This window comes from Streptomyces sp. SL06 (assembly GCF_058244745.1).
On sequence record NZ_JBSYOT010000002.1, the window covers coordinates 597,686 to 622,979 of the forward strand.

The 25,294-nt window shown below is 70.2% G+C and carries 29 protein-coding genes, 1 tRNA gene and 2 pseudogenes; 11 read left to right on the forward strand and 21 right to left on the reverse strand.

What is annotated here, in order from left to right; all coding sequences use genetic code 11:
• The first annotated feature begins 78 nt into the window (after positions 1-78).
• From AC4IHM_RS03000 to AC4IHM_RS03015, 4 genes and pseudogenes are all read left to right on the forward strand, one after another.
• On the forward strand, positions 79-813 hold the full coding sequence (locus AC4IHM_RS03000; protein WP_490865522.1) for a GntR family transcriptional regulator: 735 nt from the start codon (positions 79-81) through the stop codon (positions 811-813).
• A 205-nt stretch (positions 814-1,018) separates the two neighbouring features.
• On the forward strand, positions 1,019-4,594 hold the full coding sequence (gene uca / locus AC4IHM_RS03005; RefSeq protein WP_490865523.1) for an urea carboxylase: 3,576 nt from the start codon (positions 1,019-1,021) through the stop codon (positions 4,592-4,594).
• A complete protein-coding gene (gene atzF / locus AC4IHM_RS03010) occupies positions 4,591-6,330 on the forward strand; it encodes an allophanate hydrolase (RefSeq protein ID WP_490865524.1) in 1,740 nt (579 codons plus the stop codon). The genes uca and atzF overlap by 4 nt, the downstream gene beginning before the upstream one ends.
• A 334-nt stretch (positions 6,331-6,664) precedes the next feature.
• Positions 6,665-6,871 (forward strand): annotated as a pseudogene (locus tag AC4IHM_RS03015) (MmyB family transcriptional regulator); the annotation flags it as partial.
• Between the two features lie 117 nt (positions 6,872-6,988).
• Here AC4IHM_RS03015 and AC4IHM_RS03020 read toward each other — a convergent pair.
• A complete protein-coding gene (locus AC4IHM_RS03020; RefSeq protein ID WP_490865525.1) occupies positions 6,989-7,402 on the reverse strand; it encodes a winged helix-turn-helix transcriptional regulator in 414 nt (137 codons plus the stop codon).
• A gap of 101 nt (positions 7,403-7,503) precedes the next feature.
• Between AC4IHM_RS03020 and AC4IHM_RS03025 the strand changes: the two genes are divergently transcribed.
• A complete protein-coding gene (locus tag AC4IHM_RS03025; protein WP_490865526.1) occupies positions 7,504-8,355 on the forward strand; it encodes an alpha/beta fold hydrolase in 852 nt (283 codons plus the stop codon).
• A 173-nt stretch (positions 8,356-8,528) separates the two neighbouring features.
• Here AC4IHM_RS03025 and AC4IHM_RS03030 read toward each other — a convergent pair whose 3' ends face one another.
• From AC4IHM_RS03030 to AC4IHM_RS03055, 6 genes are all read right to left on the reverse strand, one after another.
• Positions 8,529-9,131, reverse strand: coding sequence for a hypothetical protein (locus AC4IHM_RS03030; RefSeq protein WP_490865527.1), 603 nt, complete (start codon positions 9,129-9,131; stop codon positions 8,529-8,531).
• 38 nt (positions 9,132-9,169) lie between these two features.
• Complete coding sequence (locus tag AC4IHM_RS03035; protein WP_490865528.1) at positions 9,170-10,387, reverse strand: DUF7224 domain-containing protein; 1,218 nt, start codon at positions 10,385-10,387, stop codon at positions 9,170-9,172.
• A gap of 2 nt (positions 10,388-10,389) precedes the next feature.
• A complete protein-coding gene (locus tag AC4IHM_RS03040; protein WP_490865529.1) occupies positions 10,390-11,133 on the reverse strand; it encodes an ATP-binding cassette domain-containing protein in 744 nt (247 codons plus the stop codon).
• A gap of 76 nt (positions 11,134-11,209) precedes the next feature.
• The gene (locus AC4IHM_RS03045) at positions 11,210-11,491 is read right to left on the reverse strand and encodes a hypothetical protein (RefSeq protein WP_490865530.1); all 282 of its coding nucleotides are present in this window, start codon (positions 11,489-11,491) and stop codon (positions 11,210-11,212) included.
• 1,266 nt (positions 11,492-12,757) lie between these two features.
• Positions 12,758-12,940: a hypothetical protein gene (locus AC4IHM_RS03050; RefSeq protein WP_490865531.1), complete on the reverse strand. Its 183-nt coding sequence runs from the start codon at positions 12,938-12,940 to the stop codon at positions 12,758-12,760.
• Positions 12,937-13,350 carry an ATP-binding protein gene (locus tag AC4IHM_RS03055; protein ID WP_490865532.1) on the reverse strand — a complete coding sequence of 138 codons (414 nt, stop codon included), beginning with the start codon at positions 13,348-13,350 and terminating at the stop codon, positions 12,937-12,939. Before AC4IHM_RS03055 ends, AC4IHM_RS03050 begins: the two co-directional genes overlap by 4 nt.
• Before the next feature lie 228 nt (positions 13,351-13,578).
• Between AC4IHM_RS03055 and AC4IHM_RS03060 the strand changes: the two genes are divergently transcribed.
• The 4 genes from AC4IHM_RS03060 (at position 13,579) to AC4IHM_RS03075 (ending at position 17,054) form a co-directional block, all read left to right on the forward strand.
• Positions 13,579-14,844, forward strand: coding sequence for an NsdA family TPR-like regulatory protein (locus tag AC4IHM_RS03060; protein ID WP_490865533.1), 1,266 nt, complete (start codon positions 13,579-13,581; stop codon positions 14,842-14,844).
• Positions 14,841-15,365 (forward strand): GNAT family N-acetyltransferase, encoded by a 525-nt coding sequence (locus tag AC4IHM_RS03065; RefSeq protein ID WP_490865534.1) that lies wholly within the window; start codon positions 14,841-14,843, stop codon positions 15,363-15,365. The genes AC4IHM_RS03060 and AC4IHM_RS03065 overlap by 4 nt, the downstream gene beginning before the upstream one ends.
• A 53-nt stretch (positions 15,366-15,418) precedes the next feature.
• Positions 15,419-16,135 carry an AbiV family abortive infection protein gene (locus AC4IHM_RS03070; protein ID WP_490865535.1) on the forward strand — a complete coding sequence of 239 codons (717 nt, stop codon included), beginning with the start codon at positions 15,419-15,421 and terminating at the stop codon, positions 16,133-16,135.
• Positions 16,136-16,337: 202 nt separating this feature from the next.
• The gene (locus AC4IHM_RS03075; protein ID WP_490865536.1) at positions 16,338-17,054 is read left to right on the forward strand and encodes an HNH endonuclease; all 717 of its coding nucleotides are present in this window, start codon (positions 16,338-16,340) and stop codon (positions 17,052-17,054) included.
• Between the two features lie 175 nt (positions 17,055-17,229).
• On the opposite strand, the gene AC4IHM_RS03080 is transcribed toward AC4IHM_RS03075, so the two are convergent.
• From AC4IHM_RS03080 to AC4IHM_RS03135, 12 genes and pseudogenes are all read right to left on the reverse strand, one after another.
• A complete protein-coding gene (locus AC4IHM_RS03080) occupies positions 17,230-17,700 on the reverse strand; it encodes a hypothetical protein (RefSeq protein ID WP_490871012.1) in 471 nt (156 codons plus the stop codon).
• 36 nt (positions 17,701-17,736) lie between these two features.
• A pseudogene (locus AC4IHM_RS03085) lies at positions 17,737-17,931 on the reverse strand (HGGxSTG domain-containing protein); the annotation flags it as partial.
• Complete coding sequence (locus tag AC4IHM_RS03090; RefSeq protein WP_490865537.1) at positions 17,928-18,167, reverse strand: hypothetical protein; 240 nt, start codon at positions 18,165-18,167, stop codon at positions 17,928-17,930. The gene AC4IHM_RS03090 and the pseudogene AC4IHM_RS03085, both read right to left, overlap by 4 nt.
• A gap of 225 nt (positions 18,168-18,392) precedes the next feature.
• On the reverse strand, positions 18,393-19,478 hold the full coding sequence (locus AC4IHM_RS03095; protein WP_490870748.1) for an AAA family ATPase: 1,086 nt from the start codon (positions 19,476-19,478) through the stop codon (positions 18,393-18,395).
• Between the two features lie 155 nt (positions 19,479-19,633).
• Complete coding sequence (locus AC4IHM_RS03100; protein ID WP_490865538.1) at positions 19,634-20,314, reverse strand: bifunctional DNA primase/polymerase; 681 nt, start codon at positions 20,312-20,314, stop codon at positions 19,634-19,636.
• The gene (locus AC4IHM_RS03105) at positions 20,311-20,463 is read right to left on the reverse strand and encodes a hypothetical protein (RefSeq protein ID WP_490865539.1); all 153 of its coding nucleotides are present in this window, start codon (positions 20,461-20,463) and stop codon (positions 20,311-20,313) included. Before AC4IHM_RS03105 ends, AC4IHM_RS03100 begins: the two co-directional genes overlap by 4 nt.
• Positions 20,454-20,645, reverse strand: coding sequence for a hypothetical protein (locus AC4IHM_RS03110; protein ID WP_366284905.1), 192 nt, complete (start codon positions 20,643-20,645; stop codon positions 20,454-20,456). The genes AC4IHM_RS03105 and AC4IHM_RS03110 overlap by 10 nt, the downstream gene beginning before the upstream one ends.
• A gap of 188 nt (positions 20,646-20,833) precedes the next feature.
• Positions 20,834-21,028 (reverse strand): hypothetical protein, encoded by a 195-nt coding sequence (locus tag AC4IHM_RS03115; RefSeq protein ID WP_490865540.1) that lies wholly within the window; start codon positions 21,026-21,028, stop codon positions 20,834-20,836.
• Positions 21,025-21,249: a hypothetical protein gene (locus tag AC4IHM_RS03120; protein ID WP_490865541.1), complete on the reverse strand. Its 225-nt coding sequence runs from the start codon at positions 21,247-21,249 to the stop codon at positions 21,025-21,027. Before AC4IHM_RS03120 ends, AC4IHM_RS03115 begins: the two co-directional genes overlap by 4 nt.
• 1 nt (position 21,250) lies before the next feature.
• Positions 21,251-21,607: a hypothetical protein gene (locus AC4IHM_RS03125; protein ID WP_490865542.1), complete on the reverse strand. Its 357-nt coding sequence runs from the start codon at positions 21,605-21,607 to the stop codon at positions 21,251-21,253.
• Positions 21,608-21,609: 2 nt separating this feature from the next.
• A complete protein-coding gene (locus tag AC4IHM_RS03130; RefSeq protein ID WP_490865543.1) occupies positions 21,610-21,801 on the reverse strand; it encodes a hypothetical protein in 192 nt (63 codons plus the stop codon).
• 10 nt (positions 21,802-21,811) lie between these two features.
• Positions 21,812-22,069, reverse strand: coding sequence for a helix-turn-helix transcriptional regulator (locus tag AC4IHM_RS03135; protein ID WP_490865544.1), 258 nt, complete (start codon positions 22,067-22,069; stop codon positions 21,812-21,814).
• Between the two features lie 251 nt (positions 22,070-22,320).
• On the opposite strand from AC4IHM_RS03135, the gene AC4IHM_RS03140 reads away from it, so the two are divergent.
• Together AC4IHM_RS03140 and AC4IHM_RS03145 are read left to right on the forward strand one after the other, a co-directional pair.
• Positions 22,321-22,680, forward strand: a complete 360-nt coding sequence (locus AC4IHM_RS03140; protein WP_490865545.1) for a helix-turn-helix domain-containing protein — start codon at positions 22,321-22,323, stop codon at positions 22,678-22,680.
• A 2-nt stretch (positions 22,681-22,682) separates the two neighbouring features.
• Complete coding sequence (locus AC4IHM_RS03145) at positions 22,683-23,939, forward strand: tyrosine-type recombinase/integrase (RefSeq protein ID WP_490865546.1); 1,257 nt, start codon at positions 22,683-22,685, stop codon at positions 23,937-23,939.
• 96 nt (positions 23,940-24,035) lie between these two features.
• Here AC4IHM_RS03145 and AC4IHM_RS03150 read toward each other — a convergent pair.
• Both AC4IHM_RS03150 and AC4IHM_RS03155 read right to left on the reverse strand, forming a co-directional pair.
• Positions 24,036-24,109 (reverse strand) — tRNA-Pro (locus tag AC4IHM_RS03150).
• 103 nt (positions 24,110-24,212) lie between these two features.
• Positions 24,213-25,286, reverse strand: a complete 1,074-nt coding sequence (locus AC4IHM_RS03155; RefSeq protein ID WP_490865547.1) for an Ldh family oxidoreductase — start codon at positions 25,284-25,286, stop codon at positions 24,213-24,215.
• Positions 25,287-25,294: the final 8 nt, after the last annotated feature.

Here is a 25,294-nt window from a genome sequence, read left to right on the forward strand (position 1 = left end):
TCGGGTGAGATCCCGGAAACAAGCCGTTCACCGCAAGCGGGTGCTATGGGAAACAAGCGATTTCTAGCGTGTCCGCCCATGGATTCAAAGCTGTATACGCAGCCGGATGCGGTCCTGGATCCGGCTGAGGCACCCGCTCCCCCGCTGCGTGAGGCGGTCTACCGGAAGCTGCGGTCGGCCGTGCTCGACGGCGAGTTCGGCCCGCGCGAGAGGCTGGCCGAGATGCGGCTGGCCACCCGGTACGGGGCGTCACGGACCCCGGTGCGCGAGGCGCTGGCACGCCTGCTCGCCGACGGTCTGATCGAACGCGGCGACGGCGGCTTCTTCGTCACGATCCCCAACCTGACCCAGCTCAAGGACTTCTACGAGCTGCGGGTCACTCTGGAACTGCGCGGCATCGCCCGCGCGATCGAGGACCCCTCCGTACGGCACGACCCGGCGATCGTCACGGCCGAACTGGACCGCTGGTACGCGATGCGCGAGAACCCCCCGACCCCCGACCCGCGCTTCGTCGTCCAGGACGAACGCTTCCACGCCGAACTCTCCCGCGCCTCCGGCAACCCCGCCCTCACCGACGCGCTCGTCACGGTCAGCGAACGCATCCGCCGGGTGCGGATGTACGACTTCCTCACCCAGGACCGGGTCGAGACGACCGTCGCCGAGCACATCGAGATCATGGAGTTCGTCCGTGACGGGCGGCTCGACGAGGGCTACCGGGCCCTGCACACCCATGTCGGCGACTCGATGGCCGTGGTCCTCGAACGCGCCCAGCGCGCCATGACCCAGATGGCTCTGCACGCCGACCGCCTCTGAGACCACGGAGCTGCCGCCCCGGCGCGACGACGTACGACCGCCACGTCCGCCACCGGCCCCACGCGCGCCCCGACCTGGCGGCTGCCGGAGGCACGACGCGGTCGCCGGCCCGCTGTGCCCGAGCAGGGACCAGGCCGGCGACCACGTCCTGCCCGCACAGCCGTCGGCCGTCCGAACCCCCACCCCGTTCCGAGGAGTTGTCGCCGTGTTCGACACCCTGCTCGTCGCAAACCGCGGAGAGATCGCCTGCCGCATCATCCGCAGCGCCCACGCCCTGGGCCTGCGCACGGTAGCGGTGTACTCCGACGCCGACCGCACGACCCCGCACGTCCGGATGGCCGACGAGGCCGTACGACTGGGCCCGGCGCCCGCCGCCGAGAGCTATCTGCGCGCCGACCTCGTCCTTGCGGCCGCGCGGTCCACCGGAGCCGGCGCGGTCCACCCCGGCTACGGTTTCCTCTCCGAGAACACGGCCTTCGCCACCGCGGTGGAGGAGGCGGGCCTGGCCTTCGTCGGGCCCACACCCGCCCAACTGGAGGTCTTCGGCGCCAAGCACACCGCGCGGGCGGCGGCCCTCGCGGCGGGCGTGCCCCTGCTGCCCGGCAGCGGACTGCTCGCCGACGAGACGCAGGCGCTGCGCGCGGCGCGGGAGACCGGCTACCCGGTGATGCTGAAGGCGACGGGCGGCGGGGGCGGCATCGGGATGCAGGCGTGCGCCGGGCCGGACGAACTGCGGGAGGCGTTCGCCCGGGTGACCCGGCTGGCCCGGGGGAGCTTCGGTGACGGCGGGGTGTTCCTGGAGCGGTACGTCGAACGCGCCCGCCATGTCGAGGTGCAGGTCTTCGGCGACGGAGCGGGCGGGATCGCCGTGCTCGGCGACCGGGACTGCACCCTGCAACGCCGCAACCAGAAGGTGCTGGAGGAGGCTCCGGCGCCCGCTCTGCCCTCCCCGGTGCGCGCCAAACTGCACGCAGCCGCACGGGAGTTGTGCGCCTCGGTCGACTACCGCTCGGCCGGCACGGTCGAGTTCGTCTACGACCCGGTGCGCGAGGAGGCGTACTTCCTGGAGGTCAACACCCGGCTCCAGGTGGAGCATCCGGTCACCGAGGAGGTCCTCGGCATCGACCTGGTGGCCTGGATGCTGCGGCTGGCCCGCGGCGAGAGCGGCTTCCTGCGGGAACCGCCGGAGCGGTGCCACGCGGTCGAGGCCCGTGTCTACGCCGAGGATCCCGCCCTGGACCACCGGCCGAGTTCCGGACTGCTGACCCGGGTCGCCTTCCCCGAGGGCGTACGGGTGGACGGCTGGGCGGAGACCGGGCAGCAGGTCTCCACCGCGTACGACCCGATGCTGGCCAAGATCGTCGCGACCGGCCGGGACCGCGCGGAGGCGTTCGCCCGGCTGGCCGACGCCCTGGACGAGACCAGGGTGGACGGCGTGGAGACCAACCTCGGGCTGCTGCGCGCCGCCTGCCGCGAACCGGTGGTGCTCGACGCCGGGCACACCACCGCCTCCCTCGCCGGTTTCGCCGACCCGCGTCCGCGCATCGACGTGGAGCGCGGCGGGGCGCAGACGACCGTGCAGGACTGGCCGGGCCGTACCGGTCACTGGGAGGTCGGCGTCCCGCCCGGCGGTCCGATGGACGACCTCTCCTTCCGGCTCGGCAACACCGCCGTCGGCAATCCCGAGGACGCACCCGGCCTGGAATGCACCCTGGAGGGCCCGGCCCTGCGCTTTCGCCACCCGGCCCTCGTCTGCGTCACCGGCGCCCCCGCCGAGGTCACCCTCGACGGCCGGCCCGCCGCGCAGTGGGAGCCCCTGCCCGTGGCCGCCGGTCAGGTGCTGGCGGTCGGCACCGCGCAGGGACCCGGCATGCGCACCTACGTCCTGGTCCGCGGCGGTCTCGATGTCCCCGGCTACCTGGGCAGCGCCGCCACCTTCACTCTCGGCGGCTTCGGCGGCCACGCCGGACGGGCCCTGCGCACCGGGGACGTCCTGCGTCCGGCCGCCCCCGCCGCCGACGCCCCGGCCCCCGCGCCGGTGGCGCCGGGATCCCGCCCGCACTTCACCGCCCACTGGCGGATCGCGGTGAGCGAAGGCCCCCACCCCGCACCGGACTTCCTCACCCGCGACGGCATCAGGACCGTCTACGAGACCGACTGGAAGGTCTCCGCCCAGTCCGCCCGTACCGGCGTACGCCTGATCGGCCCACGCCCCGGCTGGGCCCGCCCCGACGGCGGCGAGGCCGGCCTGCACCCCTCCAACGTCCACGACACCGCCTACTCGGTCGGCGCGGTCAACCTCACCGGCGACACCCCGGCCATCCTCGGTCCCGACGGCCCCAGCCTCGGCGGCTTCGCCTGCCCGGTCACCATCGTGCGCGGCGAACGCTGGAAGACCGGCCAGCTGCGTCCGGGCGACACCGTGCGCTTCGTCCCCGTCGGCGAGGCGACCGCCGACACCCTGCGCCGCGCGCCCGCCCTGCTCGCCCTCCCCACGAACACCGGCCCGGACGGCGACGACGGCGTCCTCGCCCGGCGCCCCGCCACCGACACCACCCCAGAGGTCACCTACCGGCGCGGCGCCGAGGACAACGTCCTCGTCGAGTACGGCCCGATGACCCTCGACCTGGCCCTGCGCATGCGCGTCCACGCGCTCGCCCAGCACCTGCGCGCCCTGCGGCCGTCGGGGCTGGTCGACATCACACCGGGCGTCCGCTCGCTGCACCTGCACACCGACCCCGACGCCCTCCCGCTGCGCACCCTCCTGGGCCTGCTCCAGGAGGCCGAGGGACAACTGCCCGCCGAACCCACCGTGTCCAGCAGGGAAGTTCACCTTCCACTGTCCTGGGACGATCCCACGGTCGACGAGGCCATCGCCCGTTACACCGCCTCCGTACGCGACGACGCCCCCTGGAACCCGTCCAACATCGAGTTCATCCGCCGGATCAACGGCCTGGACAGTGTCGAGGACGTACAGCGTGCGGTGTTCGCCGCGCAGTACCTCGTGCTCGGCCTCGGCAACGTCTACCTCGGCGCTCCCGCCGCCACCCCGCTCGACCCCCGCCACCGCCTGGTCACCACCAAGTACAACCCCGCCCGCACCTGGACCGCCGAGGGCGGGGTCGGCATCGGCGGCTCCTACCTCTGTGTCTACGGCATGGAGAGCCCCGGCGGCTACCAGCTCATCGGCCGCACCGTCCCCGTCTGGGGTGGTCTGCGCCCGCCCCGCTCCTTCGCCGACGGCACGCCCTGGCTGCTGCGCTTCTTCGACCGGATCGTCTGGCACCCGGTGAGCCCGGCCGAACTGCTAGACATCCGGGCCGACCTGGCCTCCGGCCGGACCGCGCTCGACATCCGCCCCGGCACCTTCTCCCTCGCCGACCACGAGGCGTTCCTGCGCGAGAACGCCGACGACATCGCCGCCTTCCGTACCCGCCAGTCCGCCGCCTTCGAGACGGAGCGCCTGGCGTGGGAGGCCGCCGGCGAGTTCGCCCCCCGCAGCGAACCCGAGCCCCGCCCCGCCGACCGGGCGGCCCTGGCCCTTCCGCCGGGCGCCGGTCTGGTCGAGGCACCGCTCAGCTCGACCGTGTGGAAGGTCGAGGTGGCACCCGGCACCCGGATCGAGCCCGGCCGTCCCCTTCTGGTCCTGGAGGCCATGAAGATGGAGGTCGTGGTCCGCGCGCCCGCCCACGGCGTCGTCACCGACGTCCTGGTCAGTCCCGGACAGCAGATCGACGCCGGCACCCCGCTGGCCGTCGTCGTACGAGAGGAAGCAGCGTGACCCGGAGCTGCGCGGCACACGTCGCCGCCGCCTATCGCAAGATCGCCGAGACCGACCGGCCGGAGGTGTGGATCACCCTGCGCCCCGAGGCGGCGGCCCGCGCGGACGCCGAAGCCCTGGACGCCCGGCTGGCCGCCGGTGAACGGCTGCCGCTGGCGGGCGTGTTGGTCGCCGTCAAGGACAACATCGACGTGGCCGGACTGCCGACCACCGCCGCCTGCCCCGCCTACGCCTACACCCCGGACGCCTCCGCACCGGCGGTACGGCGGCTGCTGGACGCGGGCGCGATCGTGCTCGGCAAGACCAACATGGACCAGTTCGCCACCGGTCTGGTCGGCACCCGCAGCCCGCACGGACCCGTCCGCGCGGCGCTGCGCCCCGAGAAGATCTCCGGAGGCTCAAGCTCCGGCTCGGCGGTCGCCGTCGCACTCGGGATCACCGACATCGCCCTCGGCACCGACACGGCCGGCTCCGGCCGGGTCCCCGCCGCCCTCAACGGCATCGTCGGCGTCAAGCCCACCCTCGGCCTGGTCCCCACCACCGGCGTCGTCCCCGCGGCCCGCTCCTACGACGCCGTCACCGTCTTCGCCCGCACCCTCACCGAGGCCCAGCGGGCGCTCGCCGTCATGACCGGCCCGGACGACGGCGACCCGCGCGGCCGCACCTGGCCCGACGACGTACCCCTGGCCGCCCCCGCGCACCCGCGCCTGGCAGTGCCCCGCGACGAGGACCTCGCGCCGCTCTCGACCGAGGCACGCGCCGCGTTCGCCGACACGGTGAAGCGACTGGAGGCCGCGGGCGCCACCACCGCCGTCATCAACGTCTCGCCGCTGCTCCAGGCGGCCCGGCTCCTCTACGACGGCGCCCTGGTCGCCGAACGGTACGCCGCCGTGGGCGAGTTCATCGCCCGCGACCCGTCGACGACGGACCCCACGGTCGCCGGGATCATCCTCGCCGCCGGCAACCTGCCGGCCCACGCCCTCGCCGCCGACCAGGAACGTCTGGACAAGTACAAGGCCCTCGCGCACCGCACCCTGTCCGGCTACGACGCGCTGCTCCTGCCCACCACCACCGAGCACCCCGACATCGCCGCCGTCCAGGCCGACCCCGTCGCCGTCAACTCCCGCCTGGGCACCTACACCAACTTCGTCAACCTCCTCGACCTGGCCGCCGTCGCCGTCCCGGGCGGCGAGGCGGACGGCAGCCCCTTCGGCGTCAGCGTCATCACCCGCGCGTTCGAGGACCAGCCCGCCCTCGACATCGCCGCCCTCCTCACCGGCGAGCAGGCGCCGGATCCGCTGCCCGGTACGGGCGTCGACCTCGCGGTCTTCGGCGCCCACCTGCGGGGACAACCCCTCAACCACCAGCTCACCGACGCGGGCGCACGCTACGCGGGCGAGGTCACCACGACCACCGCCTACCGCCTCACCGCCCTCGACACCGCCCCGTCGAAGCCCGGCCTGGTTCGCGTCGGCCCGGACGCCGGTGCGGAGATCACCGGCGAACGCTGGACCCTCTCCCCCGCGGCCCTCGGCCGCTTCCTCGCCGCGCTGCCCGCGCCCATGTCCCTCGGCCGGGTCGAACTCACCGACGGCAGCTGGATCCTGGGCTTCCAGTGCGACCCGCACACCGCTGCCGCGGGTACCGACATCACCCACCACGGCAACTGGCGAACGTACTTGGAGGCAACGGCGCACCGCACATCGCTCCCGGTGCGTGAGCGGCCGGTTCGGTGAGGACGAAGCGTGCCGTGTCGGCGTTCCCGCAGGCGTCGTACGTCGGCTGACACAGGGCCCGCCCCAGGGGATTCACGCCCCCGCCGGAGCGGACGAGGTCCATCAGGTGGGCGTGTTCGGCCTCATCGAGGCCCAGGGCGCGGTCTCGGCCTCGTGACCGGTTCCGCCGGCATCATGGCACCGCCGCTGCGGCGAGTGGGCCGGGGCTGGGAGTCGCGGTTCGCCGTCAACCACCCGGGCCATTCGCCCTGGTCAACGGGTTGTGGCCGGCGCTCACCGACGGCCGGTGGAGTGGATCGCCTACGGCCAACGCCCTGTTCGCGCTCCGCCTCGACGGCTCCGCCGGGCCGCGGACCGCTACCCGCGTGACCCGCACCTGGCCGCGCTGCTGGCCGGTGCGCTGCGGCTGAACTGCAACGTCCTGCTCGTGCCCGAGGACGACCAGGAAGTCGTCCTGATGACGGCCGACCCCGGATCACCTGCCGAGCGAGCCCTGCGCCGAGCGGACCTCGCGGATCTCGCAGTCCATTGCACCCCTTGAGCCGGGGTGTTGCGACGACCACTGGAACCCAAGATCCACCGGCCGGGGCTCTGCCGCGCCCTGGGGGTGGCCGGTTCCGCTCGCCGTCCTCGGGCGCTTTTCCGACCGTGGCTCTTCCTATCCAGTCGGCCGGGCCTCGACGAGCCGGTTATTGCGGTCGATCTCCGGCATGTGCGTCTCGGCCCAGACCCGCAGGGCGGAAAGAGGACCTTCGAGGGACAAACCGAGGTCGGTGAGCCGATAGTGGACGGCCGGCGGCACCGTGGGTTCGACACGGCGCGCGACCAGGCCGTCACGGGCCAGGCTCTGGAGCGTGACGGACAGCATCTTCTGAGAGATGCCCGGAACGCGACGCCGGAGTTCCGCGAACCGGAGTTCACCGGGATCCGCCTCGGCCAAGACCTTGACCACCATCGACGTCCACTTGGTGCCGATCCGGTCGAGCAGCCGACGGGTCGGGCAGTGCGGGTCCAGAAGGTCACCGCGCGCACCTGGCCGCCGACCGGGTTCGCCGGGCGCGGGAGTGGTCACCGGAAGCTCACCACCTGATGGGAAAGTGCCGTCTTGGTAGCACCAGGCTAGTTCCCTACCGTGACCCTGTCACCATTCCTCACCACCTCGGGAGCCCCTCAGTGCCCGAACTGCGACGCGTCGCCGTCAACGGCGTCGAACTCAACGTTGCGATCGCCGGATCCGGCCCGGCCGTCCTGCTGCTGCACGGCTTCCCGCACACCTGGGAGCTGTGGACGGACATCATGGCCGGTCTGTCCGACCGCTACCGCGTCATCGCTCCGGACTTGCGCGGCTTCGGCGCGAGCAGCCCGGCCACGTCCGGATACGATGCCGCCGGCCTCGCCGAGGACGCTGCGGCACTTCTCACCGAACTCGGTGAGCACTCCGCATCAGTAGTGGGCATCGACGCGGGTACGCCGGCGGCGTTCCTCCTCGCCCTCCGTCGTCCCGATGTCGTCCGACGCCTGGTCGTCATGGAATCCGCACTGGGCGGGCTGCCCGGCGCCGAGGACTTCCTCGCCGACGGGCCACCGTGGTGGTTCGGCTTCCACACCGCCGAACCCCGCCTCGCCGAGACCGTGTTGGAGGGGCATGAGGCCGCCTACATCGACTGGTTCCTGGACACCGGCACGCTCGGCGACGGAGTGCCTGCTGCCATCCGGGACGCCTTTGTCCGGGCATACACGGGCAGCGGCGCGTTGAGCCGCGCGTTCTCGTACTACCGGGCTCTGCCCCAGAGCGCACTGCAAATCGCGCAGGCCGTCACCACTGCCCGACTGACGGTACCGACCATGGCAGTCGGCGCCCACCCCGTCGGCACCGCGCTGGAACGCCAGCTCCGCCCCGTCACCGACGACCTGACCGGACACGTCATCGAGAACTGCGGCCACATCATCCCTCTGCACCGGCCGCACGCCCTGCTGGAGCTGTTGAATCCCTTCCTGACCACCGAGGGCACGACTGCGGCGTGACCGGAACAGCCGCCGACATGGGAAACACGCCCTGGAGCGGCGCCACTTCGACGCAGTCGCCCAACCTCACGGCAAGACCGGGTCCGACGATCCCGCGTGCGCCGTCCCCATCCGCGTGCATGAGGAACTTCCTGACGGAGTCTTCACCAAGCTCCGGCCATCGACCGGGATCGCTACCGCGACAGCCGGGACGGACGGCCCGTGGTGAGCGGGAGGACGGCTGCGGCCAGCCCGGCGGCTCCCACTGCGATGGCCGCGACGAACGCCGGTAGGTAGGTCGGCTCGTGCAACGGCCACGCCCACCGTGCAGGGACCCCGCCGTGCACCCCGAACGCCGCACAGGCGATGGGAAAGACCACGACGATCGTGGCCGCGACGCGAGGGCCGGTGAGGAGGCGCAGCAGCAGGGCGAGTCCGAGGTAGCCCAGGAAGTTCCGTGCCATGCCTGTGGCGAGGGTGTGCCCGGTCGTCGAGGAGATGAGCCAGCCTCCGGTGAACATCACGAGTGCGCAGGCCGTCATGATTGCGGCGTCCCACAGTCCGACAGGGCGCACGGCAGTCACTTCAATGGTGCTGTCCGCGCGGGACTGTCCGTGCAGGATGAGGCACACCGGTGCCAGTGGCAGCAGGAAGGGAAGGGGAAGCGAGAAGGACATTCCACCCACTACGACCGGCACGGGTACCCGGATGGAGTCGGCGACGGCGCCGAGTGCCAGGCAGGCCACGAGGCTGGCGCAGACTGCGGGGACTCGCCGGACGTGAAGCCACCAGTCCATGGATGTTTCTTTCTGTCGGTCGGCTCGTCGTAGCGGGCTCACAGGCGCTCTGCGTCGAGGACAGGCTGTAGGTCGCATCGGGTGAGTGTCTTGGCGTTCTGCTGGAACCAGAGCCTCTGTTCCTGCTGGGGCCTTTCGAAGACACTCCTGGCAGCTTGGACTTCGGCCGGCGCATACCGGGACGCGACGACATCAGGGTTCGCGCCTGCGGTGATGGTGAGCCAGACGCTGAGCGGTCCATAGGCCCGGCTTCCAGGCCACTCGCCGGTTCCGGCGCAGGCCGGGGGCTCCTTGGGCAGGGCACTCAGCGCCAGAAGGGCGCGGACATCGTCCGAGTTCGGTGTTGAGGATCGGGGCGACAGCTGTGCGGCGGTCGTGACTCCGGCGGCGGTCAGACGGCTGTGGGCATCCGTTACCCACGTAGCGACATCCTGGGCGGCGTCGTGCTGCTCGGGCCAGAGACAGACCTGCGGCTGGGTGCCTGAGCAGGTGCGGGAGGCGGTGGAGCGGGATTCGGCCGCACTGTAGCCGAGGGGGTGGACGATCCATGCCGGGACAGCCACGGCGATGACCAGGACCACGGGGGCGAAAAATCGCGGTCCCCGTGCCGGTGCTGTCACCATCCACGCGACCACGAGCAGTCCGACCGAGACGAGGACCGGGGCGAGGATGCTGCGCGGTGCGGCCACTTGATCCAGCTCGCAGCACTCGGCCAGGTTCGTACCGTTCAGCTGCCGAACCCAGAAGACGTTCATCGCCGCCGGATACGCCATCCACACGAAGCTTGCCACCAGCGCCACAGGCACGGCCGGCAGCCGGGGCAGGCTGAGACCGAGGACGTATCCGACGACGGTGTGCGCCGCCACGACCAACAGCTCCAGAGCAAGGATCGCCGCCGTGGTCGAGTCAGGGCTGCCTGCGGCCTGCGGCAGGAGGAGTCCGAGGGACAGCCCGACCGCAACGACTCCCAGGACGAGAGTGGGTGCGAGAACCGTGAGGGAGACGCCGGTGAAGGTCCGCGCCGGCGCCCCCCGCAGAACTCGTGACTGCCGGACACGCATTCCCTCCCAGGCGCCGCAGGCAGCCACGGCCGGTGCCGTCCAGACCAGCAGGGACGAGCTTTGCCCTGCGACCGAATCCCAGTACCCACGGGTCACCAGCTCGGCGACGCTCTCGCGATAGGCAAACAACCAGAGGACCAGCAGAAGGCCGATACGAGGGGCGATCGACACACGCAGTACGGTGCTCCAGGGCATGTCTATGCCTCCCCCTTGACCAGACCGGCATAAGCGGCGTCGGCACGGCGTCCCGACGCCACTTGACGGGGGGCAAGGTCCAGGAAGGAGACGGTCGATCCCTGGAAGAGGACATTTCCCCGGTCAAGGAGCACGACCGAGTCATAGCTGTCCTCCAGGTCTTCTGTCTGGTGGGTGGAGACCACGAAACCCGCCTGGTCCTTGAGGTCGTCCAGGAGACCGCGGAACACCCTGCGCTGCGTCGGATCCAGGCCGGCGGTCGGCTCGTCCATCAGCACCACCCGTGCCGAGTGCACCAGCGTCTGGGCGATGCCGAGGCGACGCAACTGGCCTCCCGACAGTTGCGCAGCGGAGCGTTCGGCCAACTCGCCCAGTCCCACCCGCCTGATCGCCGCCAGCGATCTGTCCCACGCCTCGCGCCTCGACAAGCCCTTCAACCATCCGGCGTACGCAGCCTGCTCCCTGACGCGCAGCCCCGGAACCGGAGTCACCTGCTGCGGCAGCCAGCCGACCTGCTGCCGGTACCGCTTCAGGTCCCCCCGCCTGCTGGTGTCAAGGGCACCGAGCGTCACACTGCCCGCACTGGGCCTGAGCGCGGACGCGAGAAGCCCCAGCAACGTCGACTTCCCGGCGCCGTTCGGCCCGAGAAGCACAACGCACCCCGACGGCAGGTCAAGCGTCAGGTCTTCCAGGACAAGACCTCGGCGCCGATAACCAAAGCAACAGCGCGAGACATGGATGGTCATTCTGTCCTTCTGTCGACTTCCGTGAGAGGAGTGGCCCCCCGAAGAACCGAGGGGCCACTGCTGGTTTCACATGTTGTCAGTAGCGGGTGACGACGCTGTTGACGCTGAGCCTGGTGGAGCCGATGTAGATGAAGTAGAACTGCGCCTTCCCCACCTCGCCCCATGACACCGTGTTGCACGTGTTGCTCCGGGTGCCGTGACTCACGTCGGGGAGAAAGTCTCTGACGTGGTCGAGTTCGAGGGTCGCACTGCTGGGCCCTCCGAAGCTGCAGCCGGAGAAGCTCACGGTCGTGCTCGCCCCATCGGTGTGGTTGTCCGTCCAGCGGCGGGACTCGTTGCCACCCAGCCAGTTGGACATATTGCTGCTCCAGCTTCCTTCACTCGTAGGCGCCCATGACGCGACCCTTCACGTGAAAAACCTGTGAAGGACCTGTGACGACCCGGACCGTACGTTCCCGATCTCGCCCCAGCAATGAGCAAAACCGAAGATCAGACATCCTGACAGCGAAGATCGCTATGCAACCCACTCCACTAGAAGCTTCCGAACGGTTACTCAGAGGAGTATCGGCAGGCTGAAGCACCACCAACGCAATGGCGCCGGGCCGACCGCCGACACCGCGTGGATTCGAGTGGGGCGCGCCGCGCATCCGTCAGCCCGCAACCACCAAGCCCCCTCGACGGCCCGAACGGCATCCACCCGACTTATCAGTCATTGCAAGACGATCAGATCGAGTGACTCTTGGTGAACCTGGGGAGCATGAAGCGCTCTACGGAGCAAAGATCGAGCACCGAACATGTCTGAAAGTGAGTGTCTTCCAACCTCGGGATGATGCGGTCAGGGGCCCAAGGCGGGGTCTGGCAAGACCCACGCGAGCACGCCCATGGAGGACGCACGCAGGCCCTGGAACCACTCGGCGGCCTTCCCAGGCGCTGCCGTTCGCGTTCTTGGTAGCGGTTCGGGCTCTCAGCCTCCGGGACCAGGCCCCCGCCGGAGCGCACCTCGGGATCCCAGCCTTCGACACAGACCGCGTCGGTGCCGGCCGGATCGGGGGTGACCATGACGTTCGACCGGAAGGTACGCGACCCAGCGATTCCGGGTGGAGACCCTCATCTCGCGGGCCGACGCGCCCGTGTCGTCGAGGAGATCCGCCCCCTCATCGCTCGGCGTGTCCTGTCCGTCGGCCCCAATCCCGATGCCCACCTGGCCCGCGCGGCGGACGCGTGTTGAGCGCGGTCCTGCGCGACGCCGCACACCGGATCGACCTGGCTCGCCGACGCAGGCGTACAAGTCCACGTCCTGCATCGTCGCAACCACCCGCTGGCCGGGGCAAGGGCACTGATCCCCACCTGGTCCCCAAAAATGACCGAGGGCCGGTTTCGGATGTCTCCGGAACCGGCCCTGACCTGCGACTTCGTAAAGTCGGGACGACAGGATTTGAACCTGCGCCCCCTTGACCCCCAGTGAACGAAAACACCGTCCACAGGGGTCTGTGAGTTCCGGGGAGTGCACAAACGTCCAGGTCAGGGCCAGCTTTTCCGGCTCGTTCCACGGAGTCCGTGAGATCTGTGTGAGACGACGAAGCCCCGGCTCGGTGGAGTTCACCGGCCGGGGCTTCGTCGCGTCTCAGCTCTGCCGCGACTCCAGCAGGGTCAGCCGCTCGGGGCTCTCCGAGGTCCACTGATCTACACCGTGCTCCGGCCGCAGCACCCACAGCGTGCCGCCGCGCACGTCCGTGACAATCCCGCGCCGGTCGGCGTCCTCGTCGTGGATCAGGTCGCCCACCCACGGGCTCCGCTTCTCGATCACTTCTGCTCCTCCAGCTCAGCCCACACGATCTTTCCCCAGCGCCGCTCATCCGTGCCCCAGTCGGCCGCGAGCGCGGCCACCAGCGCCAGGCCCCGACCGTCCTCGTCCTCGTCGCCCGCCTCACGCTCCACGGGCCGCGTCCGCGAGAAGTCCGCGACCGCCACCCTGACCTTTCGCACGGTGGTGCGCTCCACCACCACGCGGATGGACTCCCGCCGGGCGTGCTGCACCGCGTTGGCCACCAGCTCGGAGACGATCAGGGCGCCGTTCTCGGCCGCGCTCTCCAGTCCCCATGCGGTGCAGGCGGCGCGCACCAGACGGCGGGCGGTGGCGGCGCTCTCGGGCTCACGGGGCAGGGTCTCGCTGTAGCCGGGATGCCCGGTCGGTCTGGGAGTGGTGGTCACGGTCATCAGGACCCCTCGTCGGTGAGCGGGTGGTGCGGCCCGCCCCCGACGGGGGACGCGGGGGCGGACCACGCCAACCGGCCGCCGCTGTCCGTCCGGTGGCGGCCTGTCACTCAGTGAACGACGGGCTGTGACGCCTCGTGAGGAAAAGTCCGGCCGCCGTGCAACGCGGGCAACCGGAAATTTCGCGCGCACTCCGGCGCCCCGATCCTGCTACCTCGCTACCTTGAAAGCGTGGAGGCGAACAGGCACCTGGCGGATGCGCTCACGGAAGCAGGGCTGACCCAGACCGAGTTAGCGGAGGCGGTGAACGACTACCTCCGGTCGGTCGGCAAGGACGGCACGGTCAGTGACCGGACGGTGCGGCACTGGCTGACCGGAAAGACCCGCTGGCCCCACCCTCGGCAGCGCGAGGCCCTGGAGGCAGTATTCGGCCGTAGTGCCGGGAAACTCGGGTTCCGACCCCCAGCAGGCCGACGAAGCACAACCAGGAAGGAGGACCCTGTGCACCGCAGGAACTTCCTCGCCGCCGCCACCGGCGCGACCGCCGCCGCTGTGCCGCTGGTCGCTGCCCGGCCGCACGCAGTGGGCACCACGGACGTGATCCGGCTGCGCAGCGGCCTGGACGCCCTGACGGCCCTGGACGCCACCCGTGGCGGCCACGAGGCCCTGGAGCGGGCCGCGCTCGCGGGCGCCACCGAGGCCCTGGACCTCCAGAAGCGCGCGGCCTCCCAGCGCATCCGGCAGCGCCTCTTCAGCGTCGCCGCGAACTACACCGCGTCGGCCGCGTGGTCGGCCGTGGACGCCCGCCAGAGCGACCGCGCGCTGACCCACCTGAACCGCGCGCTGTACCTGGCGGGCATGGCGAAGGACCCGGTGGCGGAGCTGCGCGTGTGGAACTCGCACGCCATGCTCGCGCTGCATCGCGGGGAGTTCTCGCAAGCCGTGGACGCGGGCCAGGCCGCGCAGGCGACCGCCATCACGCGCAGAGACCCGCTGTTCGCCTCCCTGGCGCACGCGCGCACGGCGGTGGGGCATTCCAGCGTCGGGGACCGCCGGGGCGCCCTGCGGTCGCTGGGGCACGCGGAAGACGCTCTGGCGAAGGCGGGCGCGGACGAGCCCCGGCCGTCCTGGGTGGCCTTCTACGGGTCTGCGGAGCTGCTGGCCATCACCGCCATCGTGCGGGACGAGATCGGGGATGCAGCGGGCGCGGAGGCGGCCTCCCACCGCGCCCTGGCCGCCATCCCGCAGCAGTTCCGCCGGAACCGGGCCCTGGCCACCCTCCAGCTCGCCACAGCGCAGCTTCACCAGCGCGACGTGGACCAGGCGTGCGTGACGGCGGAGAAGGTGTTCGTGCTGATGCACGGGAACGCCCTGCCGGGCCGGATGCGGTCCTACCTCGGGGACTTTCTCCGCGACTTGATTACTCTGGCGCCGCACTCCACGACTGCGCGAGAGTGGGAAGACCGTTACCGATCTGAATGGAGCCAGGTTCGATGACCCCTGCCCTGGAGCTGCGCCACTACGGCCACGACGACCTGTCGGAGATCCGGCAGACGTTGATCGACGTGCACGCGGACGTGCACGCCGACCGCATGGCCGACGACGAGTTCCGGCAGAAGTTCCCCTGGTTCGTGGATCACTGGGGCGGGAACCCCGGCTTCTCGTGCGTGATCGCCCGCGAGGGGGACGAGGTGGTGGGCTTCGCCTACGGTGCCCCTGGCGCGGAGGGCCGGGAGTGGTGGCGGGAGCACCTGGACCCGGCGCCGGAGAAGTCGAGCACCTTCCACTTCTCCGAGTTGATGGTGCGTGAGCAGTGGCGGAAGACGGGCACGGCGGAGCGGCTGCACCGCGCGCTGATGGATGCCCGGGATGACGACCTGGCGGCGCTGCTGGTGGACGTGACGCACCCGAAGGTCCAAGCCCTGTACGAGTCGTGGGGCTACCGGAAGGTGGGTGAAGACCAGCCGTTCCCCGATTCCCCGGTGTACGCGGTGATGCTGGTGGACCTGCCGCTGTAGCGCTTTGCGCCGATTGCGTCCAGCTCGGTGCAGACGAGTTAGTAGGGGGAAACTTGGGTACGGTCGAAATGATTCCTGGCGAAGCACGCGAGTTCTGGAAGGCGTTGATGGATAATGCATCATCCTTGATATCAGATGCCCATGTCCTTCTCTCTGCTGAATCTTATGGCCGGGCAAGGTCGCTTACCGTTCTGGCTCAGGAGGAGCTAGGCAAAGCCCTCTGGATCTACGAAGTTTTTGAGCACGCCTGGAGCGAAGGCAGTGAGGCGCCCCTCGCAGTGGATGCCCTTAAGAGGCATGGTCGCAGTCATGCGAGAAAGTACATGCAAGCCTTCGTGTTCGGTGATGACTTGGCGATGTTCTGGGGTGATTACAGCGCAGAGGTCAGCGCCCCCCGTGAGGGTGAGTCTTGGAAAGACGCCTACGAACGGCGTCAGGGGGAAGCCGAGTCTGCGGCATCGGGTGCGAACCTGGCCAAGCAGCGCGGTTTCTACGTCGATCGAGACGATAACGGCATCGTGCATTCACCTACGGGCATCGACGCCGGGACGACTGATGCCGATCTACAGACTGCTGCCCAAGTCGTGGAGATGCTACTAATCCGCGACCACTCCCGGATGAAATCGGAAGCGGTAACGCCGTACGACAGCACACACGACCAGCAGTTTCGTCTTCTCCCCATCTCGCATCCGCAAGACTGGGCTGCGGCATCTGACGAATTTCGGAGAGGGACCACCAGCGCGGGCGACGAGGAGCCCCAGAACGAGTGACGAACCGGCAGGTTCTGATGGCCGAGATCCAGCGACGCGTGGTTCGGGATGTGCTGGCCAACTATGAACTCTACGGGACGGGCTGCGACTTCCTCCCGTTCAGCCTGCCGCCGCCAGATCCCCCCCCCAGATACGCCGGGCGCGGGCTCGGCTCGATCGAGTGCCAAGCCGATTGTCAGTGGCCCCCTCTAGCATGACGCCCATGCCCGCCAATCGCCCCGCCATTCCCAGCGCGTTGGACAGACGAGTCCGTGTCGAAGCTGGCCACCGCTGCGCCATACCGGTCTGTCGTATCCCCGTCATCCAGATTGCCCACATCCGACCTTGGGCGCAGGTTAAGCGACATGAGTTTGAGAACCTGATTGCCCTCTGCCCGAACTGCCATACGCTCTTTGACCGAGGCCACATCGACCGAGTGTCCATGCTCCAGTACAAGGCCAACCTGAGCCCGTTTTCCCCATACTCTCTAGCTACGCACCCTGACCATATTGATTTTTTGACGGCCTATCAGAAATTTCGCGTGTTCATCGAGATGTGCCTCACGGCCATTTCCGCATTTCAGGCGGCAGAGCAGCGCGGCTCGTCGGCTAGCGAACTTCAACCGAGTTTGGAAGCGATCGGCCACGCGACCGAGGAGGCATGGTACACAGAGTTTTGCTTCTGCATGGTGGCACCGAAACGCGTGAAGAATCTGTCCCTGAAGATCTTGCATATTATCGTGAGAAGGGGCTGCAACGTCCTCGGGAGACCAGTCCCCACCGATTTTGCTGAGGCGGGACCACTCGATGATCTCCCTGCGATGTGGGAAAAGCTGCATCACGAGATACACAAGGTACTCAACAAGCCCGCCCGGAAGACAGTCAAAGTGATGCCGACACGTCCGATCTTCGTGGACGAAGTTGTAGACAAGAACAGGTGATGTGCAACGTGCTATCGAACGGGGCGCTCCCGGCCCGGGAGCTGTCGCGGAGATTGAAATTATGGAAAGCCGCTGAGAAGAAACCGGAGATTGCTTGATGTGTCGAAGGCACACCAGGCTCCCGAACGCGCTGGAGCCCCGCTCAGGCACGAACGGGGCCCAGGCGGGCGAGGAGTCACGCGGGCATGCCACGGGCCTGCCCGTCCGCCATCACTAGGCGGACCACCGAGGCCATCACCGTGGCGACCTCCGGCTTCCGGGCGTCCAGCCCGAAGGCGTCCAGCGACCGGTTCAGGATCTCGAACATGATCTTCGTTTGGGCCTCGGCCAGCGTCACCAGACGTTCGTCCACGCCCATCCGGGCGGCCACCTCGCACATGCGCACCAGACGATCCCGCTCGGCGCTGTAGAGCTTCAGCCAGCCGTGTGTCTGCGCCTCGTACGTCTCGTCAACGCCGGGGAACTCCGTGGCCCCCTTCTCGGTCCGGGAAGCCAGACCCCAGATCAGTGCATTGGCCTCCGTCTCCTGCACCCGCTCCAGCAGCCACGCCACGTGGCCGGACGCCTGCCGGATCAGCCGGGCCATCACCACGGCTGGGTCCTCGGCCGGACCGATCTCGCCGAAGGTGGTACCCCACTCAGCCATCGCCAGGCGGCGCGCGGCTGCGGCCTTGGACCGGGGCGTGGCCCCGCCGTGGTTGCGACACCGGGTCGCCCCCTCCACGGGCCACTTCTGGCAGCGCCCGCCGTTCCGCGTCTTGGCCCCGCAGCGGCCGTCACCACCCGCCTGTGGACCGTTCCCGCCTCCCCCGGAGGCACGGGCCGTTCCACGGGATGCGGACGCCTGACGGCCCTTCATGGGATTGCTCGCGCTCATGCTGCCTCGGCTCCCTTCCGGGCTCCCTGAACGCCCTCCTGCGGGCCGTTCATGCCCCGGGCCGGACCGGTGGTCGCCGGGCGCTCCAGCGGCACCCCGGTGGCGCCCTGGCCGTCCTCCGGCTGCACCTCGGGGCGCCCCGCGCTGTGGGTGCCGTGCCACCACACGCTGAACATCAGCACGCCGGTCGCGGCCGCGCTCCCGGCGCAGGCGCTCAGCATCATGGACAGGTTCATGATCTTGCTCCTTCGACTGTTGTTGATCTTGCTGTGCGTTCCGCCCCCCTTTCAGGGGGGGGCGGAAACGTGCACCTCGGCCGCGTGTACCGCGTGCACCTGAGCGTGTAGCTGTGACCTGCGGCTTTGCCGGGACCGTGCACCCGGCGTGCCCCACGTGCACCTGCACGCCGAAAACGCCGCGTGCACCTGTTCGTGCACCCCTGCACGGCCTCGTGCGGGCGGTCAGAACAGGGCGCCGGACGGGGCCCGGTAGACCGTGCCCGCGCCCGCCGGACCCGCCTTCGCCTCCAACTGCCCGGCCTCCACGAGCTTGGCCAGACGGCGCCGCGCCTTCTCCTTCTGCGCCGCGCTCGGCTTCTCCGTCTCGAAGATCGCCTTCGCCGCCTCCAGGGCGGAGATCCCGCCCCGGCTCGCACCGGCCAGCGCCACGAGATCCGCCATGTGGTGCACGGTCGTGGTGCCGGTGGTGTGGTCGTGCAGCAGACGGAACGGGCCCACCTCCGCGAACGGCTGCTTCAGGTGACGCAGGCTCACGATCGGGTCGCCCGCCTCACCCCACAGCGAGATCACCGAGCCCGCGCCCGACGTGATCCACGTAGAGCCGTAGATGTCCGCGAGGGTGTTCGGCTCAGCGCCGTTCGCGCCACGCTTCACCGTGTGGTGCAGCTCCAGCACTTGCACGCCCTCCCGCAGCGCGAACTGCCGCGCCCGGTTCCACCCGGCCCCCACCTCGTCGTCGGACAGCCCAATGGCCGCGTCCTTCAGCGAGTCCACGACCACGGTGTCCGCCCCGGCCTGCTCGCACATGCGCATCAGGGTCTCGGGGTGGCGGGCGAGGTCCGCCGGGGGCTGCCCCTCCCACACCACGAGGCGTTCGCTCAGCCGGTGCGGGTCGTCCCCGGCGAAGATGCGCGCCCCGGCCCGCCGGGTCTGCGCCGGGCGGTCCATCGCGAGCAGCAGGACCCGCTTACCGGGTGCCACCGGGAACCCGAGCACCGTCGGCTGAAGGCCGATGTGCGCCCGGATGATCTGGTGTGCGAGCGTCGTCTTGCCCACGCCCTGCGGGGCCCCGATCAGCAGTGCCTCACCTTCGGCCCACAGGATCTCTTCGCCATGCCCCCAGACCGCCGGAGGTACCTCGGGGACGTTGTGGAAGAACGCCCCGCCGGGCTGGAGCAACTGCACCACGGCAGCCACCTCGGCCTGCTCGTGCTGCCGGGCCTCGGTGTCCCAGATGGACCGCATCGTCTTCAGCAGGTCCGCTTCCCCGATCGGGTCGGCGGACGCGGCGTTGGCGGCGCGCACCATGTCCGAGTACCAGGACCACCCGCGCGGCGGGGCGAACTTCCAAGCGTCGCCCGCGTAGTGCCCGGCCACGGCCGCCAGCCAGTTGTTCCCGCGCGCCGGGTCGTCGGCCGGAAGAGACAGCAGGTCGGAGAGCTGAGACCCCGGCAGCCGGCCAGCTACCACGCTGCCACCCGTACCGGGCTGCGCAGTGCGGGCCAGCTCCGCCACCCAACCGGGCAGCAGCGCCGGTTCGGCGTCGTGGACGACCGTGTAAACGTCGTCCGTCTTGGACCCCGGGACCATGACGTACGCGCCCGGCCCGTCTTGAAGTCCACGGCCGTCCCGAGGGTGTTCGAGTAGCCGTCCGCCTTCCCGCCGGACTCCCCCTCGGGGAGCCGGAAGACCATCTGGAGGCCCCCGCGCCCCGTCCGGTACGTGAGCGTCTTGGGCATGTCCCGGTCGGCGCTCAGCGCCTCCCAGGTGGCCTCACCCGGCTTCCCCCCGGCTACGTCCACGTCCACCACGGCGCGGCCGGTGAGGGTCTGCCCGATGTTGAGCTGCCCGGACGGCCCCCACTTCATCCACCACATGCGGATCTCGCCGGGGTCGGTGGTAGCGTCCTTCGAGCCGTGGTCGTTGCGCGGGTGCTTGCCCGGCGACTTGCAGGCGTAGTTCCCGCAGGTGCACCCGTCCTCGGTGACGCGGTGGCAGGGGAAGACCTTCACGCCCTCGGCCGCGAGCGCCAGGGCCGCCGCCAGCAGGCCGTCAGGGTCCGCCAGAGCACCGTTCCCGGCGTCGGTGGACTCCGGGGCTGCCGGGGCCAGTTCGGGGCGCTCGGCGCCCTTCTCGTACTTCACGACCGGCCCCCCGCCTGCTGCTCGAACAGCTCGGCCAGGCGGCGCCAGAAGGCATCCCACGGGTCCGCCGGTGCACTCGCCTGAACCTCGTGCGTCCGGCCGCCGGAGGGCTCCGGCTCTCCGGCCGTCTCCTTGCGGGTCACGTCCACGGCGAACCCTCCTTGGTGGGGCGCAGGGCGATGACGGCCCGCAGCTCGTTGACCGGCTGGCCCGTCTCCCGCGCCACAGCCTCGAAGGCGTCGCAGGAGTCGCGGATCATCTCCGCGTTGTACTGCTCGTCCGTCTTGGACGGCTTCCAGTTGCGCCCCTCGTGAGCGCTGGACTTGAACATCTCGGCCCCTCCGCGCGAGTCGTCTCGTGTGGTGTGCGGGCCGATGGGGATCGTCTGGGGAGACCGGAGTCCAGGCGAGAGGGGCGGTATCCTGAATGCGTAGATACCGGGCTCTCAGTGGGTCGGTCTGCACTTCGTCAGCAAGAGCGGCGTTCACCTCCAGGGGCGCCGCTCTCGCGTTTCCGGGGTCAGGGCAGCGGCAGCACCGCGCAGTGCTCCGCGTGGTCCTGGGCCACCTCCAGGGCGCCGTCCTCGCGCCGTCCGTGGCCGCACCCCGAGCAGTCCCAGCGCGGCCCCTTCTCGTCCTCGGTGACGGTGACCCGGGCGTCCGTGTGGACGGCGCGGAACTCCGTCTGCTGCGGGCCGGTCTGCTGCTTCGTCATGCTGCACCTCCGGGTGCGTCGAAGGACACGGCCACGCACTCCCGGCCGTGATGCTGCGCGGCGTGGTGCGGGTCGTCGGCGGCCTCCGACCGGCCACAGCCGGAGCAGGCCCACCGGCCGCCCTGGACGGTCACACAGCCCCCGGTACGGGTGCTGTAACCGTCGGGGTTCTCGGGCTGCTTGGGGCCGCTCACGGCGCCGTCCACGGGCGTCCAGGCCACGTCACACCGCCCGGCACTTCGCGGCGTGGGCCTCGGCGCGCTCGCGGGCCACGTCGTCCCAGCCGTAGCCGATCTCGTCGCGCTCCCCGCAGCCGTAGCAGTAGGTGTAGGAGACCTCCCCTTCGGCGGTGCGCGCGGTGGTGACGAGGTTGCCGCCCACCGTGCGGTACTGCTTGCCGATGTGGTCGCCACGCTCCGGCTTCATGGAGACCTCGCGGGTGTCGGTCGCGTTGGACAGGTCCACCTGCCAATCGGCGTCGATCGCGTCGTACATCTCGGCGTCCGTGATGTTGGCCAGCGGGCCCTGTTGCTCGGGGGCCGCCACGATCCGGCCGTCTCCGTCAGTCGCGTAGTTCATGTTCAGCTCCAGTGGTCATGCGGCAGGTTGCCGCCGGTGGTGGTGCATCCGGCCGCGTGGGTGCGGCCGTTGTCCTCGCCCTGGCCGGTCATCTCGCAGGACGAGCACGCCCATACGCGGTGGCCGTCGGGCCCGTTGCTGGTCTCCACCCGGCCCCCGCAGTCGGCGGTGAGGTAGAAGCGGGATTCGAGCAACGAGGCCACGTCAAGCCGCCACGAGCGCGGCCGGGGCGGGCGGATGCGGGTCCGGGTCACCGGACAGCACCCGCACGAGCGAGGCCGTCAGGAAGACCTTCCGGCCGCTCCCCAGCGCGAGGTACTGCACCGGGGACTCGCCGCGCTTGATCAGCTCGTACAGGTGCCCCCGGGAGATGCCGAGAGCAGCCGCGCACTTCTCCACGCTGACCGTGGCGGGCCAGGTAGTGCGGATCTCGGCGAGGGTGGGCGCATCGGCGTTTGCCATTTCCGTTCCCTCCTGGTCGTGAATTTCCTTTGCTGTCCAATAGCGTTGCACACGATCAGAGAGGTTTCAGAACACTAGATAAGCAGGTCAGACTAGATACGAGCCCACAATGTCCGATTCTCGGTAGCAGGGCAGCGCCCTTGATCAGCGGAGACAGAGAAACCTGCAAACTTCCCTGCATACAGGACCGTCCGGGGACCGTTTAAACGTCACCTATGCCCAGTCGGCATAACTCGTGCTACATTGCTGCCATGCAATCAACACGACACCCCTTCGGGGACACCACACGGCACGTTGGCCACACCGTTCGTGACCTGCGGGAACGCCAGGGCATCAGCACCACGGTGATGGCGGAGCGGCTGACCGCCCTCGGGCGGCGCATCGCACAGTCCGGCGTCACGCGCCTGGAGGCAGGTCAACGGCGTATCGACGTGGACGACCTGACCGCGCTCGCGGTGGTCCTCGGCGTCCGGCCCGCCTCGCTCCTGCCGTCCGGCGCCCCGCTGGACCCGTGCACGAACGGCGAGCACGCCTACGACTCCCGCGAGATCACCGGCCCCGGTCCGCGCACCTGCAACGACTGCGGCCACACCGAGGACCTGGAGATCTGACCATGCCCGACCCGATCAAGAAGCTGCCGCCCAACAGAAGAGGGCAGGTCAGATACCGCGCCGTGATCGACATCGGCTACGAGCCGCAGACGGACAAGGCCACCGGTGAAGTGATCACCGACCCGGCCACCGGCGAGCCGAAGATGAAGCGGAAGCAGCTCACCATCACGAAGGACACCAAGACGGCGGTGAAGGACGAGCTGGCCCGCATCCGCCACCAGCGCAGCGCGGGCACGTACGTGGCCCCCGCGAAGATGACCGTCAGCGCCCTGCTGGACCTGTGGCTGAAGTCGGCCACGCGCGACGTGGAAGAGGCCACGGCCAGCAACTACGACAACGCGCTACGGCCCGTGCGGAAGTACCTAGGGCACAAGCCGGTCCAGGAGTTGAGCGAAGAGGACGTGGAGGCGTTCATCGACTGGATGGTGACCGAGGGGCGGCAGCGTGGCGGGAAGCCCGGGACGGGCCTCGGCATACGGTCGGTGCGCCTGACCCTCGGGCGTCTGCGGTCGGCGCTGAACCTTGCGGTGCGGCGCGGCCTGGTGGCCCGCAACGTGGCGGAGCACGTGACCATCTCGAAGCAGGCGAAGGAGAAGGCGAAGAAGGCCACGGCCGTGCACAAGCCGTGGAACCAGGAAGAGGTGAAGCGGTTCCTGGAGGGCATCCAGGGCCACCGCTCGTACGCGCCCATGCTGCTCGCCCTGATCGCGGAGCGCCCGGCGGAGGTGTGCGGCGCCCGCTGGAGCCCGGACGTGGACCTGACGGCGGGGACGATCGCCGTCGGCACCAACACGCGGACGATCGTCTACGACCGCACCCAGGAGAAGGGGCAGCGGAACAAGGTCGTGGAGAAGGGCGCGAAGTCCGAGGCCAGGAAGCGCACGCTGCCCCTGCCGAAGCCGGTCCTGCGGGCGCTGAAGGCGTTCCGCGCCACGCAGGCAGCGGAGAAGCTGGCCGCCGGGGAGGCATACGAGGACAGCGGGTACGTGCTCGTGGACGAGCTGGGGCAGCCGTGGAAGACGGACAAACTCCGGCGCGAGGCGCACAAGTTGATGGCCGCGACGGGCGTACGGAAGGTGCGGCTGTACGACGCGCGCCACGCCTGCCTGTCGTGGATGGCGAACAACGGGGTGCCGGACACGGTGGTGTCCGCGTGGGCCGGTCACTCGGACCTGGGCTTCCCCAAGAGGACGTACGTCCACCCCGACCCGCAGTCGCTCAAGGCGGGTTCGGACAAGCTGGCCGAACTGCTCGGCTGACCTTGATCAACAGCGCTTGTGAGATTTTGTGAGACGGCGGCCCTGGAAACGATCAAGGGCCCTGCCGAAGCAGGGCCCTGACCTTGTACTTCACCGTCGGGACGACAGGATTTGAACCTGCGACCCCTTGACCCCCAGTCAAGTGCGCTACCAAGCTGCGCCACGTCCCGGTGCGCGTTTCCGGTGATCGCGCTGGCCGAGACCTTACCGCATCGGCGGAGCCGTCGGTCGCCGGCCGTCTCTCTTCGGGCGGCCGGCGACGTGTGGGGCGTGCTACGCGACGTGCGGCGGGGTGACGCCGAGTTGGGCGGCGCGGTCCGTCAGGTCGCGCCACACCTTCGGGGCCACCGGCACACCGTTGGCGCCGCGCTCCGCGGCCACCGCGGCGCTGCGCTCGCCGGGGTAGTACACCCCGTCGGCGCCGTCCGCGACCGGCAGGCCCTTCAGGGTGGCGAGGGTGGCGTCGACGGCGGCGGTGAAGTCCGCCGCGCTCCCGCCGAAGGCGGCCGGGTCGACGGCGATGAGCAGGGCGTTCTGGCGGTGCTTGCGGCCGGCTGGGTCGTCGGAGTGGAAGGAGGAGAAGATCGGCGCCCCGACCAGGACGCTGGTGAGCAGTTCGAAGGCCAGCGACATGCCGGACCCCTTGGCGCCGCCCAGCGGCAGCGGCATGACCGCCTGTTCGGGGTCGGTGGTGGGGGTGCCGTCCTCGGTGGCGGCGGCGTTCTCCGGCAGCGGGGTGCCGTTGGCCTTCGCCTGGCGGATCTTGCCCAGCGCGATGGTGGCGGTGGCCATGTCGAGCAGCAGCGGCGCGTGGTCGGCGGCCGGTACCGCGATGGCGAGGGGGCTGGTGGCGACGGCCGCCCCCTTGACGCCGGTGTAGCCCATGTTGGGCATGCCGGCGACGAAGCCGAGGCCGACCAGGCCCTGTTCGGCGATCCGCGAGACGTAGTAGCCGATGGCGCCGGTGTGGACGGTGCGGCGTACGCCGACGGAGGCGATGCCGAAGGCGCGGGCCCGCTCGACCGCCTCGTCGGCGGCGGCGCCGAGTGCGACCGGGCCGGGGGCGCGGTCGGCGTCGATCACCGCGGCGGCCGGTGTGCTCGACTCGACCTTGAGGTCAGGCGCGGCGTTGGCGACGCCCTTGGCGAGCAGGTCCAGATAGGCGGGGACGCGGGCGATGCCGTGGGACTCGACGCCGCGCTGCGCCGCCCAGACGAAGACGTCGGCGGTGGTGCGGGCGTGTTCGGCGCTCAGGCCGCCCTTCTCCAGGAGGGCGGCGGCGAAGGCGCGCAGGTCGTCGGCGGGGACGCGGACCTTCCCCGGCTTCGGGGTGGCGGTGTCGGTCATGGTGCGGG